Raw genomic sequence first — 17035 nt, forward strand, 5'->3', positions numbered from 1 at the left:
ACCGCCCTCAGCGGCTGAGCGCAGCGGCGATATCGGCTCCCACGAATTCCGCCACCTGATCCGCCGCGCGGTTCTGGGCATCACGGATTGCCCGCTGCTTGGCAAACTCCTGGTCAGGGAAATCCACCAGCGCCGTGGTTGCACGGCTGCCAGCCTTGATGACGTGATTATCGGTCGCTGCGCGCAGCGTATAGGTGACGCTGACGGTCACACGACCGGCTCGCGAGGTATCGGCCGAATCCCGAAGCAGAGTATCGGCGACAGACGAAGTTGTATGCATCTCGACCTGAAATTCCGGCTTTTCAGGTTCGCCGGCCCCACGCGAGGCTATAAAAATCAAGCGATTGCGGACTTGCTGCTCGACCCGGCTGCCTGCCGGGGAAAAGCCGACCGAGGAAAGCTTTTCGGTGAGACCGGAATTTTCCGAGTAGAGCGGCCGAACCTGGCAGGCAGAGAGAAAAGCCGTGGAGGCAAGGATCATGGCGATGCCGGCATTGCGGACCAGCTTGTAAGCGATATCAGACGACAATGTTTACAATCCTTTGGGGAACCACGATGATCTTCTTCGGTGCCTGTCCGTTGAGCGCGTTTTTCACCGCATCCAGCTCCAGCACGGCGTCGGTGACGGCATTCTGATCTGCGTCGCGAGAAATTGTCAATTCAGCGCGTTTCTTGCCGTTGATCTGTACGGGCAGGACGACATCATTTTCGATGACGAGCGTCTCGTCGTATCGCGGCCAGTCGGTTCGGGCAAGCAGCCCTTCATTGCCGAGTGTCGTCCAGCATTCCTCAGCCAGATGCGGCGTCATCGGCGCGACCAGCTGGATCAGGATCTCGGCGGCATCACGCACTGCTGCGCGATAGGTGACATCACCCTCGCCCGTCGCAACCCTGGTCATCGGCGCGGCCAGCGCGTTCACCAGTTCATAAATTCGGGCGACCGCCTTGTTGAACCAGAGCTTGTCATAATCGTTTTCGACAGCCTTCAGCGTCTTGTGAGCGGCCTGCGAAATCGACAGCGCTTCCCCCTCGGTTGCCGGCGCAGGGGCGACGGTCGAGAGTGCCTCCGCGGCTTCAGAAATCAACCGCCACAGACGTTGGGTGAAACGGTGGGCGCCTTCGACGCCGGCCTCGGACCAGATGACATCACGCTCCGGAGGGGAGTCGGACAGAACGAAGAAACGGGCGGTATCGGCGCCATAGGAGGCGATGATATCGTCGGGGTCGACGACGTTCTTCTTCGATTTCGACATCTTCTCGATCGAGCCGATCGCGACTTCTTCGTTGCTCGTCAGGAGAAAAGCCCGGCGTTTGCCGTCAAGCTCGTCGATGCGGATATCGGCCGGTGCCACCCACTCGCGGCCGGCGCCGGCGTCACGGCTATAGGTTTCATGGACCACCATACCCTGGGTGAAGAGACCCTTGAAGGGTTCGGTGGCGGCAACATGGCCGGTCTCGCGCATGGCGCGGGTGAAGAAGCGGGAATAGAGCAGGTGCAGAATCGCGTGCTCGATGCCGCCGATATACTGGTCGACCGGCAGCCAGCGGTTAGCCGCCTCAGGATCGGTCGGTTTTCCCTCCCAGGGCGCGGTAAAACGGGTGAAATACCAGCTCGAATCGACGAACGTATCCATCGTATCCGTCTCGCGGCGGGCGTCCTTGCCGCAGGTCGGGCAGGAGACGTGCCGCCAGGTTGGATGACGGTCGAGAGGATTGCCCGGCTGGTCGAAGGTGACGTCGTCGGGCAGCTTGACCGGCAGGTCCTTCTTCGGTACCGGCACGACGCCGCAATCATCGCAGTGGATGACCGGGATCGGGCAGCCCCAATAACGCTGCCGGGAAATGCCCCAGTCGCGCAGACGGAAATTGACCTTGCGCTCGCCCTGCGGCGTATTGCCCAGCGAAGCGGCCGACAGCCGGTCGGCAACAATATTGAAGGCTTCCTCGGTCGTCTTGCCGTCGAGGAAGCGCGAATTGATCATCACACCCTCGCCGTCATAGGCGGTGTCGCCGACGTAAAAGCTTGCCGCATCGCCATCCCTCGGCATGACGACAGGCACGACCGGTAGGCCATATTTCCGAGCAAAATCAAGGTCGCGCTGGTCGCCCGCGGGGCAGCCGAAGATCGCGCCCGTGCCATAATCCATCAGGACGAAATTGGCGATGTAGACCGGCAGCTCCCAGGAGGGATCAAGCGGATGCCGGACGCGGATACCGGTATCCATGCCCTTCTTCTCGGCGGTCTCGAGGGCGGCGAGCGACGTGCCGGCGCGGCGGCACTCCTCGCAGAAGGCTTCGATCTCCGCGTTCTTAGCGGCGGCATCCTTTGCCAATGGATGATCGGCGGCAATTGCCAGGAAGGAGGCGCCGAAGAGCGTGTCCGGCCGGGTCGTATAGACGGTGACTTCGCTTTCGCCGGCAGGTGCCGTTTCCGGCACGATCTCCCAGCGGATCGCCAAGCCTTCCGATCGGCCAATCCAGTTCTTCTGCATCAGGCGCACTTTTTCCGGCCATTGGTCCAGCGTATCCAGCGCGTCCAGCAGGTCCTGGCTGAAATCGGTGATCTTGAAGAACCATTGCGTCAATTCGCGTTGTTCGACCAGTGCGCCGGAGCGCCAGCCGCGGCCATCGATCACCTGCTCGTTGGCGAGCACGGTATTGTCGACGGGGTCCCAGTTGACCTTCGACTGCTTGCGGTAGACCAGGCCCTTCTCCAGGAAATCCAGGAAGAGATGCTGCTGGTGCTGGTAATATTCGACATCGCAGGTGGCGAATTCGCGGCTCCAATCCAGCGACAGCCCCATGGCCTTCAGCTGCGCCTTCATCGAGCCGATATTCTGGTAGGTCCAGGAGGCCGGATGCACGCCGCGCTCCATGGCGGCATTTTCCGCCGGCATGCCGAAGGCGTCCCAGCCCATCGGATGCAATACGTTGTAGCCGCGGGCGCGTTTATAGCGGGCAACGACGTCGCCCATGGCGTAATTGCGGACATGGCCCATATGGATGCGCCCCGACGGATAGGGGAACATTTCGAGGACGTAATATTTTTCGCGCGGATCGGAATTGTCGGTCTCGAAGACCTTGTCTTCATTCCATTTCTGCTGCCAGCGGGGCTCGGCGTCGCGCGGATTATAACGTTCGGTGGCCATGGTATTCGAAATTCCGGAAAATCAGGGGAGGTTGGTCGAGACCTTCACCATGAAACCACCGTAGCGTCAAGTTTTGCAGGCGCTGCAAGCGGCCGATCTTCATCCCGGCTGGGGATTTCGCGGGAGCGGGTCTTGGCAAGCACAGATTGGCCGGTTAGTTCATTGCCAATCCTTTCATGCTGGTATGTCGAGGCAGAACGATGGAACTTCAAGAGCGCTTGAACGACGTGCGATCGCGGATTGCGACTGGGGAACGCCAGGCGGGTCGTCCGGCTGGTTCCGTCCAGCTCGTCGCGGTGTCGAAGACCTTCGAGGCGGAGGCGATCGGCCCGGCCATCGAAGCCGGACAGCGTGTCTTCGGCGAGAACCGGGTGCAGGAAAGCCAGGGCAAATGGCCGGCGCTGAAGGCCGAGCGGCCGGATATCGTGCTGCACCTGATCGGACCTCTGCAGTCGAACAAGGCGGCGGATGCGGTGGCGCTCTTCGATGTCATCGAGACGGTGGACCGGGCAAAGATCGCCCGCGCGCTTGCCGAGGAAATGAAGCGGCAGGGCAAGACGACGCGGCTCTACGTCCAGGTCAATACCGGGCTCGAACCGCAGAAGGCCGGTATCGCTCCTGACGACACGCCAGCTTTCGTCACCCTCTGCCGCGAAGAGCTCGGTCTTTCCATCGAGGGTTTGATGTGCATTCCGCCGGCCGAGGAAAATCCCGGGCCGCATTTCGCCTTGCTGGCAAAGCTCGCGCTCAAATGCGGGGTCGAAAAACTGTCCATGGGCATGTCGGGCGACTATGAGACGGCGATCGCCTTCGGCGCCACCAGCGTGCGCGTCGGATCGGCGATTTTCGGCGTGCGCTAAAGCAGGCCGGCCCGCCCTAAACTCATCCTATTCCGATACGCTGCTTTGGTCGGGCTTCCCGTCCCGCCCTCCCCCGCTTAGATTGAGGCTTGCATGTCCTGGGGAGGAGCAGATGCAGAACGGCTATGATCAGGCCTATGCGGCTTGGAAACGCGATCCCGAAGCCTTCTGGCGCGAAGCAGCCGACGATATCGACTGGTTCAAACCGCCTGAACAGGTATTTTCATCCGACGAAGGCGTCTATGGCCGTTGGTTCTCAGGGGCCGAAACCAATACCTGCCACAATTGCCTGGACCGGCATGTGGCGGCCGGGCGCGGCGGCGAGACGGCGGTGATCTTCGACAGTGCGATGACCGGCGAGAAGCGCCGTTTCAGCTATGACGAAGTCCTTGACGAGGTGAAGGCCATCGCCGCGACGCTGATCGACCTCGGCATCGGTAAAGGCGATCGTGTCATCCTCTATATGCCGATGGTCCCACAGGCGGTGTTTTCGATGCTTGCCTGCGCCCGCATCGGTGCCGTTCACTCGGTCGTCTTCGGTGGCTTTGCCGCCAGCGAGCTTGCGGCCCGTATCGATGATTGCGGTGCGAAGCTGGTGATCACCGCGAGTTGTGGACTCGAGCCTGGCCGCATCGTTGCCTACAAGCCTCTGGTCGACCAAGCGATCGCGATCGCGCATTCGAAGCCGGAGCGCTGTCTGGTGCTGCAGCGACCGGAGCTTCGGGCAGATCTCGCCGGAGGTCGCGACCAGGATTTCGAGGCGGCGGTGGCGCGGCATCGCGGCGCCGAGATCGCCTGTGTTCCGGTCAAGGCGACCGACCCGCTCTACATCCTCTATACCTCGGGCACCACCGGGCAGCCAAAGGGCGTCGTGCGCGACAATGGCGGCCATCTGGTCGCGCTCAATTGGTCGATGCGGAATATCTATGGCTTGAAGCCGGGCGAGGTCTTCTGGACGGCTTCGGATATCGGCTGGGTCGTCGGACATTCCTATATTGTCTATGCCCCGCTGATATCGGGCGTAACCACGGTGATCTACGAGGGAAAACCGGTCGGCACGCCGGATGCCGGGGCATTCTGGCGCATCGTTTCGGAGCATAAGGTGCGTGTTCTCTTCACCGCGCCAACGGCGTTCCGCGCCATCCGGCGGGAAGACGGTGACGGTGAACTGTTGCGCCGATATGCGATGCCGGATTTACGGGCGCTGTTTCTCGCCGGCGAGAGGGCGGACCCGGAGACGCTGAAATGGGCGGAGCGCATGCTCGCCATACCCGTCATCGATCACTGGTGGCAGACGGAGACCGGCTGGCCGATCGCAGCCAATCCGCTCGGCCTCGGCGCCCTTCCCGTCAAGCACGGTTCGCCGGCGCTGCCGATGCCCGGCTATGACATTGCGGTGCTCGACGATGCCGGCCATTCGACCGAGGCGCGGACGCTCGGCAATATCGTCGTGAAGCTGCCCCTGCCGCCCGGCTGCCTGCCGACCCTCTGGAATGCCGACGAACGTTTCCGATCGGCCTATCTCGACGAGTTTCCGGGCTACTACAAGACGGCCGACGCCGGTTATATCGACGAGGATGGCTATCTCTTCATCATGTCGCGCACCGACGACATCATCAATTGCGCCGGTCATCGGCTCTCGACCGGGGCGATGGAGGAAGTCTGCGCCCGCCATCCCGATGTCGCCGAATGCGCGGTGATCGGTGTGATCGATACGTTGAAGGGTCAGGTGCCGTGCGGTTTCCTGGTGCTGAAACGGAATGTTTCCCGCGACACGACGGCAATCGAATCAGAGGTCGTGGGGATGATTCGCGATTCGATCGGACCTGTCGCCGCCTTCAAGATGGCCATCATCGTCAACCGTTTGCCGAAGACCCGCTCCGGCAAAATCCTGCGCGGCACGATGCAGAAGATCGCTGATGGCATACCCTGGAAAATGCCTGCAACCATCGATGATCCAATGGTTTTAGAGGAAATTTCCGAGGCGCTGCGCCAGCGCGGTCTAGGTTCCCTGCCGATGTGAATCGTTGCAGACGCAGCAGCAGCTTGCCATCCAGTCACTCTCGATCGCCAACAGCTCGGCGCAGAACATCTTCACCCTGTTCCGCAGCTAATTCGAAACAGGCAATCCGCAACAAAAAACCCCGCCGGTCAGCTCATACCGGCGGGGTTTTTCATGAGATCGTCGATGCCTCAGTACTGATCGTCGTCTTCGTCCTTCGGCGCCGAGCGCAGCGAACTCAGCTTGCGGAAGACGGCATCGGCGTCGATTTCCTTTTCCTTTTCCTCCTCGCGCTCGTAGCTCGGGGTCAGGCGCTCGGTTTCCTGAGCCGATTGCAGCGTCGCGCCGAGCTCGGCGGCGGTCGGCAACGGACGGCCCTTGGAAGCCTTTTCCACTTCCATGTCGAGATCGATCTGGCTGCAGAGGCCGAGCGTTACCGGATCCATCGGCGCCAGATTGGCGGAGTTCCAGTGGGTGCGCTCGCGGATCTGCTCGATGGTCGATTTCGTGGTGCCGACGAGGCGGGAAATCTGCGCGTCCTTAAGCTCCGGATGGTTGCGAACGAGCCAGAGAATAGCGTTCGGGCGGTCCTGACGCTTGGACACCGGCGTATAACGCGGGCCGCGGCGCTTGGATTCCGGCACCCGCACCTTCGGTTCGGAAAGCTTCAGCTTGTGGTTCGGATTGGCTTCGGCGCGGGCGATCTCGTCGCGGGACAGCTGTCCGGTCGAGATCGGGTCGAGGCCCTTGATACCCTGCGCCGCTTCGCCATCGGCGATTGCCTTGACTTCGAGCGGATGCAGTTTGCAGAACTGCGCGATCTGATCGAAAGACAGTGCCGTATTGTCGACGAGCCAGATGGCTGTCGCCTTCGGCATGAGCAGTGTTTGAGCCATGGATATAGTCCTTCTATCGTCCGCGCCGGTCGCGGTCCGTGGATTGTCACCACAATGTCCGGGAAATATGCCGCTATATAACCGCACTGTCGCAGAATTGCAATTCTTCCGAAATCAAATGACCTTTGTCTAATTGCCGTGGCGATCCGAGCTGCTATGAATTGCCGTGATTTGAATCCGGGCCCTAAAACTCACCTGGCCCGTCGCATGTCCCATGAGGAGGAGTTGCATGTCGGAGAAGATCTATCCGGTCACGAAGCCGGTGAAGGCGCGCGCCCTGATCGATAAGGAAAAGTACCTGAAATGGTACGAGGAAAGCGTCGAGAACCCCGACAAATTCTGGGGCAAACACGGCAAACGGATCGACTGGTTCAAGCCCTATACCAAGGTCAAGAACACGTCCTTTACCGGCAAGGTCTCGATCAAGTGGTTCGAGGACGGTCAGACCAACGTCTCCTACAATTGCATCGACCGCCATTTGAAGACCAATGGCGATCAGGTGGCGATCATCTGGGAAGGCGACAATCCTTATATCGACAAGAAGGTCACCTATAACGAACTCTACGAGCACGTCTGCCGGATGGCGAACGTGTTGAAGAAGCACGGTGTCAAGAAGGGCGATCGCGTCACAATCTACATGCCGATGATCCCGGAATCGGCCTATGCGATGCTTGCCTGCGCCCGCATCGGCGCGGTGCATTCGGTGGTCTTCGGCGGCTTCTCGCCCGAGGCGCTGGCCGGACGCATCGTCGACTGCGAATCCACCTTCGTCATTACCTGCGACGAAGGTCTGCGCGGCGGCAAGCCGGTGCCGCTGAAGGACAATACCGATACGGCGATCCATATCGCGGCCCGCCAGCATGTGCATGTCAGCAAGGTGTTGGTGGTGCGCCGCACCGGCGGCAAGACCGGCTGGGCGCCCGGCCGCGATCTCTGGCATCATCAGGAGATCGCGACGGTGAAGGCGGAATGCCCGCCGGTGAAGATGAAGGCGGAAGATCCGCTGTTCATTCTCTATACCTCAGGCTCGACCGGCAAGCCGAAGGGCGTGCTGCACACGACGGGCGGTTACCTCGTCTATACGGCGATGACGCATGAATACGTCTTCGATTACCATGACGGCGATGTCTACTGGTGCACGGCCGATGTCGGCTGGGTCACTGGCCACTCCTATATCGTCTATGGGCCGCTCGCCAATTGCGCGACGACGCTGATGTTCGAGGGCGTGCCGAATTTTCCGGACCAAGGCCGTTTCTGGGAAGTCATCGACAAGCACAAGGTCAATATCTTCTATACGGCGCCGACGGCGATCCGTTCGTTGATGGGCGCCGGCGACGAGTTCGTCACCCGTTCCTCGCGAGCGTCGCTGCGCCTGCTTGGCACCGTCGGCGAGCCGATCAACCCGGAAGCCTGGGAATGGTATTACAATGTCGTCGGCGACAAGCGCTGCCCGGTCATCGATACCTGGTGGCAGACGGAAACCGGCGGCCACATGATCACGCCGCTGCCTGGCGCCACCGATCTGAAACCCGGCTCGGCGACGGTGCCGTTCTTCGGCGTCAAACCGCAGCTGGTCGACAATGAGGGCAAGGTGCTGGAAGGCGCTGCCGACGGCAATCTCTGCATCACCGATAGCTGGCCCGGCCAGATGCGCACGGTCTATGGCGATCATGATCGCTTCATCCAGACCTATTTCTCCACCTACAAGGGCAAGTATTTCACCGGTGACGGCTGCCGGCGCGATGCCGATGGCTATTACTGGATCACCGGTCGTGTCGACGATGTGCTCAACGTCTCCGGCCACCGGCTCGGCACCGCCGAGGTGGAATCGGCACTTGTCTCGCACAATCTGGTTTCGGAAGCCGCGGTCGTCGGTTATCCGCATGCGATCAAGGGCCAGGGGATCTATTGCTATGTGACGCTGATGGCCGGCCATGAGGGTACGGATGCGCTGCGCCAGGATCTGGTGAAACACGTGCGCGCCGAAATCGGCCCGATCGCGCAGCCGGACAAGATCCAGTTCGCGCCCGGCCTGCCGAAGACCCGCTCCGGCAAGATCATGCGCCGTATCCTGCGCAAGATCGCCGAAGACGATTTCGGTGCTCTCGGCGATACCTCGACGCTCGCCGATCCAGCCGTCGTCGACGATCTGATCGCCAACCGGCAAAACAAGGCGACCGCCTGAGATATCGAGCCGTTCCGGCCCAGGTTGCTGGGACGGCTTACCTTACTTCCACAATTGGATGCGTGGCCAGCCGTTCAAGAGAAAGTCGCCGGCAAGACTACGTTAGCCGGATTCTCGGCAAATGAACCAGCATTTCGCCGAGCGCATGCGCGCATCCAGGTCCCGACCGAGGCGAGAAAATTTACCTAGAAATCGATTGCCCGGCCATTGATCTCATAATCGCCGAAGCGGGCTGGCTCGGCTCCGCCGCGGCCGCCGGTCTCCGGCGGCAGCTCCGGCGGCTTCTGGTTCTTTCGCCGCTCCTCGGCTTCGGCGAGCGCACGTTCGGCAGCCGGGGACAGCATCCTGCGCGGCGGCTCCGATCCCTCGGCCGTCGGCGTTTCGCTATTGTCGTTATCGGCGTCCTGCATGGCATCTCCTGCCGGAAAATATTGAAAATGGCTGGCGAATAACCAAATCATAATGCGCCGGCGGCGGGATTGAAAGCTTGTGACGGCGAAATCGGAGATGGAGATCCGCAATGAACCTCGTTCGCACTGCCATGTTGCTTGCCTTCATGACGGCGCTTTTCATGTTTGTCGGCTTTCTGATCGGCGGTCGCGCAGGCATGATGATCGCATTCGTCATCGCCGCCGGGATGAACTTCTTTTCCTATTGGAATTCCGACCGCATGGTGCTTTCGGCCTATCGCGCCCAGGAAGTCGATGAACGCAACGCGCCGGAATTCTTTGCGATCGTGCGGGATCTCGCCCGCAATGCCGGCCTGCCGATGCCGAAGGTCTATCTCTACGACAGCCCGCAGCCGAATGCCTTCGCCACCGGCCGCAATCCCGACAACGCAGCCGTCGCCGCTTCCACCGGCCTGCTCAGCGCTTTGTCTGCCGAGGAGGTCGCGGCCGTGATGGCGCATGAGCTGGCCCACATCCAGAACCGCGACACGCTGACGATGACGATCACGGCAACGCTTGCCGGGGCGATCTCGATGCTTGGCAATTTTGCTTTCTTCTTCGGCGGCAACCGTGAAAACAACAACAATCCCCTTGGATTCGTCGGAGTTCTCCTTGCTATGATCGTGGCGCCGCTTGCCGCCATGCTGGTGCAGATGGCGATCAGCCGGACGCGTGAATATTCGGCGGACCGCCGGGGCGCCGAAATCTGCGGCAATCCGCTCTGGCTGGCTTCGGCGCTCGGCAAGATTGCCCGCGGCGCTGCCCATGTGCCGAACGCGGATGCCGAGCGCAACCCGGCGACGGCGCATATGTTCATCATCAATCCGCTCTCCGGCGAGCGTATGGACAATCTGTTTTCCACCCATCCAAACACGGAAAACCGCATCGCTGCGCTACAGGACATGGCGCAGGGCGGCATGAACGTCTCGACGCCGCCGGTTCGGGCTGCTAATCCGTCGCGCAAATCGCGCTCTGTTCCGGATACGGGTCTTGGTCGCGGTGGTTCGCAACCGCCAAAAGGTCCATGGTCTTGAATTCAGACGGCACAAAGAAACCATTCCGCAAGCATAAGCCGTCCACCGAGCGATCTGCGCCGGCCAAACCCGGAATGCAGGCGCGGGCTGCGGCGGCAAAAATTCTTGCGGCCGTCGTCGATCGCAGACTACCGCTCGACGGCGCTCTCGATCATGAACACGGCAATCCGGCCTACCGGGCGCTCGGCGAAAACGACCGGGCGCTTGTCCGCGCCATCCTGAACACGACGCTGCGCCATCTGCCGCGCATCGATGCCGCGATTGCAGCGCTGCTGGAATCGCCGCTGCCGGAAGGGGCGCGGGCGCTACACCATGTCCTTGCAATCGGGGCGGCGCAGATCCTCTATCTCGACGTGCCGGATCATTCGGCTGTCGATCTTGCCGTCGAGCAGGCCAATCAGGATCCGCGTAACCGGCGTTTTGCCAAGCTGGTCAATGCCATTCTCCGCCGGCTCGGCCGCGAGAAGGAGCAGGTGCTCGACGAGATTGGCCAGGTCGCGCCGATGCCGGCCTGGTTCATCGCCAGGCTGGAAAAAGCCTATGGCCGGGACGCGGCGCTGGCGATTTCGGAATCTCAGCTCCAGCCGGCAGCGATCGACCTGACCGTCAAGTCCGACCCCGAAGGCTGGGCAAAGCGGCTGCACGGCGCTGTCCTGCCGACTGGCAGCGTGCGGCTTGCCGCCTTCGATGGCGGCATTCCTTCGCTCCAAGGCTTCGACGAGGGCGCGTGGTGGGTGCAGGATGCGGCTGCAAGCATCCCGGCTCAGCTTTTCGGCGATCTCTCGGACAAACGGACCGCCGATCTCTGCGCCGCGCCGGGGGGCAAGACGGCGCAGCTCGTCCTTGCCGGCGGCGCAGTCACCGCCCTCGACCAATCGGAAAGCCGGCTGAGACGGCTGCGATCGAATCTCGACCGACTCGGTTTAAAGGCGGAGACGATCGCAGCGGATCTGACGACGTTCGAGCCGGCAGAGCGTTTCGATGCGATCCTGCTCGATGCCCCCTGCTCGTCCACCGGTACGACACGCCGGCACCCCGACGTGCTTTGGACCAAGGGAGCTGAGGATATCGCCAGGCTGGCGGCGCTGCAGGAACGGCTGCTGCGTCATGCGCTGACCCTGCTGAAGCCGGGCGGCACGCTGGTTTTTTCGAATTGTTCGCTCGATCCTGTCGAGGGTGAGGACGTCGTTGCCCGTGTTCTTGCCGACACCGGTGCGGTCCAGCGTGTTCCGATCGATCCCGGTAGTTGGCCGGGCCTTGAAGCGGCGATCACGCCGCTCGGTGAATTCCGCACGCTTCCGACCATGCTGAAAATGCCCGATGGCGTCGCCTCCGGCCTTGACGGCTTCTATGCCGCCGTGCTGCGGCGCGTGGCCTGATTGCGGGCTTGGGTGCCCGGTGTCAGGCAGGTCCCGTCCAAAAACCGCAGCGATCCCAGCTAAGAACGCATGAATTTGCGTATATTCTAACCTTGTCACGAATTAATTCATTGCGGACGATGAAATCGGCCACTTTTCACCTATTCTTAACCACGAGGGTCAATAGACAATAGAATATGCAGTCCGGTCGGCGTTTTGCGAGCATGTATGTTCGGGAGGCTTGGCGGCGCGCCTTGCGCCGCATCGCGTTGCTGCGCCTGAAGCTCCTCCGCCATTCGATCAACGCGCCCGAGCGTCTCATCGTCGCGCCGACCGATCTCCGCAGCATCGATTCGCATGTGGCCGACGAAATCCTCAACGGACGGTTTCTCCTGGCCGGGCGGATGTTGGAAACGAGTGGAAAGTCACCCTTCACCTTCACCCTGCCCTCGCGCCCCTTCGCCATCCGCCTTCACAGCTTCGGCTGGCTCCGGCACATGCGGGCGAACAAGACGGAGCGCAGCTCGGCTGCAGCCCGTGCGATCGTCGACAGCTGGCTCTCCATCCATGCCGGCCGCATGGAGGGGATTGCATGGGAGACCGACGTCACCGCCCAGCGCGTCATCGCCTGGCTGTCGCATTCGCCGGTGGTGTTGCAGAATGCCGACCGCGGCTTTTATCGCCGCTTCATGAAGTCGCTGGCGTTCCAGGTGAGGTTCCTGCACCGCATGGCGCCGTATACGCTTGGCGGTCTGGAGCTGTTTCGGCTGCGTATCGCGCTCGCCATGGCCTCGGTTGCCATGCCTGCCCGCGCATCCACGCTCAGAAAGGCGGCGCAGGCGCTCGACCGCGAATTCGATAGCCAGATTCTGCCGGATGGCGGCCATATCTCGCGCAATCCGCGCGTCGGCCTGGAATTGCTGCTCGATCTGCTGCCGCTAAGGCAAACCTATGTCAATCTCGGCCACGACCTGCCACAGAAGCTGATTTCCGGCATCGACCGCATATACCCGGCATTGCGGTTCTTTCGCCATCAGGACGGGGATCTGGCGCTGTTCAACGGGGCGACCTCAACGTTGGCAAACGAGCTGATCTCCGTACTGCGCTATGACGAGACCGCCGGCCAGCCGTTCAAGGCCTTGCCGCATTCCCGCTATCAGCGGCTTTCCGGGGGAAAGACAGTAATCATTGCCGATGCCGGCACGCCGCCTTCGGGAGGCGCACTTCGGACCGTACATGCCGGCAGCCTCTCCTTCGAAATGTCGTCCGGCCGTCACCGTTTCATCGTCAATTCCGGTTCGCCGAAATTTAACGGGCACCGTTATGTCCAGATGGCGCGCACGACGGCGGCGCATTCGACGGTTATCCTCAACGACACCTCGTCCAGCCGTTTTTCGCCCTCGCCGTTCCTCAATCACGCGATCACCGAGCCGGTGAGAACAGTCACCGTCGAGCGTTCCGAAACGGAGGATGGGCGCGACGGCATCAAGCTTAGCCATGACGGTTATCTCAGAGCGTTCGGGTTGTTGCATGAGCGTGAGCTGACACTCAATGCCGCAGGCTCGATCGTCACCGGCCGCGACCGGCTCGTCGTCCGGGAAGGATATGAGCATGACGAGCCGCTGAAGGCTGTCGCCCGTTTTCATATCCATCCGTCGATCGTCCTACATCAGGGTGACGGCGAGTCCGTGCTGCTGACGGCGCCAGACGGTGAAAGCTGGCTGTTTTCCGCACCCGGCAATGAAGTGCTGATTGCCGAGGACATCTTCTTTGCCGACAGCTCCGGCATTTGCGGTTCGGACCAGATCGAAATCGACTTCGATCTTGCCGAGAAGACGGAAATCCGTTGGTTTTTGTCCCGTAAGGGATAGCACCTGTTTGCGCGGCGACGAAGCTGTGCTAACGCGGCCTCAGAATGCGAGCGTCCTGGAGCAGGATGGTCTTGGGCCCACGTCGGCCTGAAATCCGAATCCTGCTCTAAATTAAGCGGATGTCTCCCGAAGCCCGAATGGAGAAGGTTTCATGGCCGTCATTTCCAAGAAAATCCCCGCCCCCGACAAGATCGAAATCAAGACCGCCCTCCTCTCCGTCTTCGACAAGACCGGGATCGTCGAACTGGCCCGAGCACTGTCTGCCAGAGGCGTGCGACTGCTCTCGACCGGCGGCACCTTCAAAGCGATCGCTGCTGCCGGCCTTGCGGTCATCGATGTCTCCGAAATCACCGGTTTTCCCGAGATCATGGACGGGCGGGTCAAGACGCTGCATCCGACGGTGCATGGCGGCCTGCTGGCGATCCGCGACGATAGCGAACACCAGGAGGCGATGAAACAGCATGGCATCGAGGCCATCGACCTCGCCGTCATCAACCTCTATCCCTTCGAAGAAGTGCGCGCCGCCGGCGGTGATTATCCGACAACCGTCGAGAATATCGATATTGGCGGGCCGGCGATGATCCGGGCATCGGCCAAGAATCATGCCTATGTGACGATCCTGACCGATCCGGCGGATTATGCCGAGTTCACAGAGCAGCTTTCCGCAGATGAGGGCAAGACCGCCTATGCCTTCCGCCAGCGCATGGCCGCCAAGGCCTATGCCCGCACTGCGGCCTATGACGCTATGATTTCCAACTGGTTCGCAGAAGTGCTGTCGATCGACACGCCTCGCCACCGCGTTATCGGCGGCGCGCTGAAGGAAGAGATGCGTTACGGCGAAAATCCGCACCAGAAGGCGGCCTTCTACGTCACCGGCGAGAAGCGCCCGGGTGTTTCGACGGCCGCCCTCCTTCAGGGCAAGCAGCTCTCCTACAACAATATCAACGATACCGATGCCGCCTATGAGCTGGTCGCCGAATTCCTGCCTCAGAAGGCGGCTTGCGCCATCATCAAGCATGCCAATCCCTGCGGCGTCGCCACCGGATCAAGCCTGGTCGAGGCCTATCGGCGGGCACTCGCCTGCGATAGCGTTTCCGCCTTCGGCGGCATCATCGCGCTCAATCGGACGCTGGATGCCGAAACGGCCGAGGAGATCGTCAAGCTCTTCACCGAAGTGATCATCGCGCCTGATGTCACGGAGGAAGCGAAGGCGATCGTCGCCCGCAAGCCGAACCTGCGGCTGCTGTCTGCCGGCGGCCTGCCCGATCCGCGCGCCGCGGGCCTGACAGCAAAGACCGTTTCCGGCGGCCTGCTGGTCCAGAGCCGCGACAACGGCATGGTCGAGGATCTGGAGCTCAAGGTCGTCACCAGGCGGGCGCCGACGGCGCAGGAGCTTGATGATATGAAGTTCGCCTTCAAGATCGGCAAACATGTGAAATCGAACGCCGTGGTCTATGCCAAGGACGGCCAGACGGCCGGTATCGGCGCCGGCCAGATGAGCCGTGTCGATTCCGCCCGCATCGCCGCGCTCAAAGCCGAAGAGGCGGCCAAGGCGCTCGGCCTTGCCGTGCCGATGACGCATGGTTCGGCGGTCGCCTCCGAAGCCTTCCTGCCGTTTGCCGATGGTCTTCTGTCGATGATCGCTGCAGGCGCGACGGCGGTTATCCAGCCGGGCGGCTCGATGCGCGACCAGGAGGTCATCGATGCCGCCGACGAACATGGCATTGCGATGGTCTTTACCGGCATGCGCCATTTCCGGCACTGAATGCGTGGCGGAAATGCTCTATCTCGTTGTTTTTACCCAATTCCGGATGTAAAATCATCCCGTCCCAGGTATTGCTATGCCCGATCGGCCGGATAGGGAGTGCGGACGAGCAGCACCAGGCCGCCGGCGAGAAACAGGATCAACGTTGCCATTCCAAGCCGCGGTGATCCACTAATATAGGTGACCAGCGAGAAGAGCAGCGTCGCCATGAAACTCGTGGCGCGCCCCGAAAGCGCGTAGATGCCGAAATAGCGACCGGCTTCCTCCGGGCTGACGCTGCGGGCGAGATAGGAGCGCGAGGAGGCCTGCACCGGCCCGAAGGCAAACCCGATCAACAGACCATAGAGGATATAGGCCTTTTCCGCCGCAGTGCCGAAGAGGCCGCCGGAATCCGCCGTTGGCAGCGGCATCAGTCCGAACAGGGTATAACCCGGCCCTGTCGAGATGATGCCGATGGTGGCGAGGAGCAGCATGGTGAGGCTGATGACGACGGTCACCTTCGACCCGACACTCTTGTCGATACGCCCGGCAATCAGGCAGCCGAAAATCGCGACGACGTTGAGGACGATGCCGTAGATGCCGATCTCGATCGTTGCCCAGCCGAACATGCCGGCCGCGAAGATGCCGCCGAGGATCAGCAGCCCGTTGACGCCGTCCTGGTAGATCATCCGGGCGATGAGGAATTTGAGGATGCCGCGGCGCTCCTTCAGTTCACCAAGCGTGTTTCTCAGCTCTCGCAGGCCCGAACGGACGGCGGTGCCGAAGGGAAGACCCCTGCCGACATCCGGCGTGAAGAAGAACATCGGCAGGATGAAGATCAGATACCAGACGGCCGAGATCGGCCCGGTGATGCGTGCATCCTCTCCGGTCCGAGGATCGAGACCAAATAGCGGATCGAGGCCTAGGATGGTCTTGCCGGTCTCGGGGCTTGCCGCCAGCAACGTGACGACGGCGATGAGCACGATGATGCCGCCGAGATAGCCAAGCCCCCAGGCGGTGTTGGAGAGCTTGCCGACCTCGTGCTTGGCGACCAGGCGCGGCATCATCGAATCGTTGAAGACGATCGAAAACTCGGCCGAGATCGAGGCGAGGATCATGAAAATCGCGGGATAAATAACAGCCGAGCCGGGGGCTGCGAACCACAGGCAGAAAAGGCTGGCGATCTTGATGATCGCAAAGAAGCCGATCCAGGGTTTGCGTGCGCCTGACTGGTCGGCGATCGAGCCGAGAATGGGCGAGAGCAGGGCGATGATCACCGATGAGATCGTCGCCATGTTGCTCCACGTCGTCTGCGCGGAAACGGGGTCATAGGTCAGGCGGGAAACGAAATAGGGTCCGAAGATGAAGGTAGTGACCACGGTAAAGAAGGGCTGGGCTGCCCAATCGAAGAACATCCACCCCCAGATGCCCTTCTCCGTGGCCTTCGGGGGCTGCGTTCCTGTCCAGTCAATGCGATTCAACATCCG

General features: G+C 61.5%; 12 protein-coding genes and 1 pseudogene. 8 read left to right on the plus strand and 5 right to left on the minus strand.

Annotation, left to right across the window (positions count from 1 at the left end):
• Positions 1-7: 7 nt before the first annotated feature.
• Positions 8-529, minus strand: coding sequence for an LPS assembly lipoprotein LptE (gene lptE / locus HJB84_RS04880; RefSeq protein ID WP_207582307.1), 522 nt, complete (start codon positions 527-529; stop codon positions 8-10).
• Positions 519-3149, minus strand: a complete 2631-nt coding sequence (gene leuS, locus HJB84_RS04885) for a leucine--tRNA ligase (protein ID WP_221115385.1) — start codon at positions 3147-3149, stop codon at positions 519-521. The genes lptE and leuS overlap by 11 nt, the downstream gene beginning before the upstream one ends.
• 200 nt (positions 3150-3349) lie before the next feature.
• Here leuS and HJB84_RS04890 point away from each other — a divergent pair, with 200 nt between their 5' ends.
• The 3 genes and pseudogenes from HJB84_RS04890 to HJB84_RS04900 all read left to right on the plus strand — a co-directional run.
• Entirely contained in the window at positions 3350-4009 is a 660-nt protein-coding gene (locus tag HJB84_RS04890) for a YggS family pyridoxal phosphate-dependent enzyme (protein ID WP_207582305.1), read from the plus strand.
• A gap of 112 nt (positions 4010-4121) precedes the next feature.
• Entirely contained in the window at positions 4122-6032 is a 1911-nt protein-coding gene (locus HJB84_RS04895; RefSeq protein ID WP_221115387.1) for a propionyl-CoA synthetase, read from the plus strand.
• Positions 6025-6123: pseudogene (locus HJB84_RS04900) on the plus strand (flagellin); the annotation flags it as partial. The gene HJB84_RS04895 and the pseudogene HJB84_RS04900, both read left to right, overlap by 8 nt.
• A 79-nt stretch (positions 6124-6202) precedes the next feature.
• On the opposite strand, the gene HJB84_RS04905 reads toward HJB84_RS04900, so the two are convergent.
• Positions 6203-6907, minus strand: a complete 705-nt coding sequence (locus HJB84_RS04905) for a DUF1013 domain-containing protein (protein WP_007632151.1) — start codon at positions 6905-6907, stop codon at positions 6203-6205.
• A gap of 229 nt (positions 6908-7136) precedes the next feature.
• Between HJB84_RS04905 and acs the strand changes: the two genes are divergently transcribed.
• Positions 7137-9092: an acetate--CoA ligase gene (acs, locus tag HJB84_RS04910; protein ID WP_221115390.1), complete on the plus strand. Its 1956-nt coding sequence runs from the start codon at positions 7137-7139 to the stop codon at positions 9090-9092.
• 185 nt (positions 9093-9277) lie between these two features.
• Here the strand turns inward: acs and HJB84_RS04915 are convergent, their stop codons facing one another.
• Positions 9278-9502, minus strand: coding sequence for a DUF1674 domain-containing protein (locus HJB84_RS04915; protein ID WP_207582303.1), 225 nt, complete (start codon positions 9500-9502; stop codon positions 9278-9280).
• A gap of 110 nt (positions 9503-9612) precedes the next feature.
• On the opposite strand from HJB84_RS04915, the gene htpX reads away from it, so the two are divergent.
• The 4 genes from htpX to purH all read left to right on the plus strand — a co-directional run bounded on the left by htpX (position 9613) and on the right by purH (position 15569).
• A complete protein-coding gene (gene htpX / locus HJB84_RS04920; RefSeq protein WP_207582302.1) occupies positions 9613-10575 on the plus strand; it encodes a zinc metalloprotease HtpX in 963 nt (320 codons plus the stop codon).
• Positions 10566-11954, plus strand: a complete 1389-nt coding sequence (locus HJB84_RS04925; RefSeq protein WP_207582301.1) for an RsmB/NOP family class I SAM-dependent RNA methyltransferase — start codon at positions 10566-10568, stop codon at positions 11952-11954. The genes htpX and HJB84_RS04925 overlap by 10 nt, the downstream gene beginning before the upstream one ends.
• Before the next feature lie 176 nt (positions 11955-12130).
• The gene (locus HJB84_RS04930) at positions 12131-13804 is read left to right on the plus strand and encodes a heparinase II/III family protein (protein ID WP_207582300.1); all 1674 of its coding nucleotides are present in this window, start codon (positions 12131-12133) and stop codon (positions 13802-13804) included.
• A 151-nt stretch (positions 13805-13955) separates the two neighbouring features.
• Entirely contained in the window at positions 13956-15569 is a 1614-nt protein-coding gene (gene purH, locus HJB84_RS04935; RefSeq protein WP_207582299.1) for a bifunctional phosphoribosylaminoimidazolecarboxamide formyltransferase/IMP cyclohydrolase, read from the plus strand.
• A gap of 74 nt (positions 15570-15643) precedes the next feature.
• On the opposite strand, the gene HJB84_RS04940 is transcribed toward purH, so the two are convergent.
• On the minus strand, positions 15644-17032 hold the full coding sequence (locus HJB84_RS04940) for an MFS transporter (RefSeq protein ID WP_221115391.1): 1389 nt from the start codon (positions 17030-17032) through the stop codon (positions 15644-15646).
• Positions 17033-17035: the final 3 nt, after the last annotated feature.

Origin of the sequence: Rhizobium sp. NZLR1b (genome assembly GCF_019685155.1) — a bacterium.
Lineage (GTDB): Bacteria > Pseudomonadota > Alphaproteobacteria > Rhizobiales > Rhizobiaceae > Rhizobium.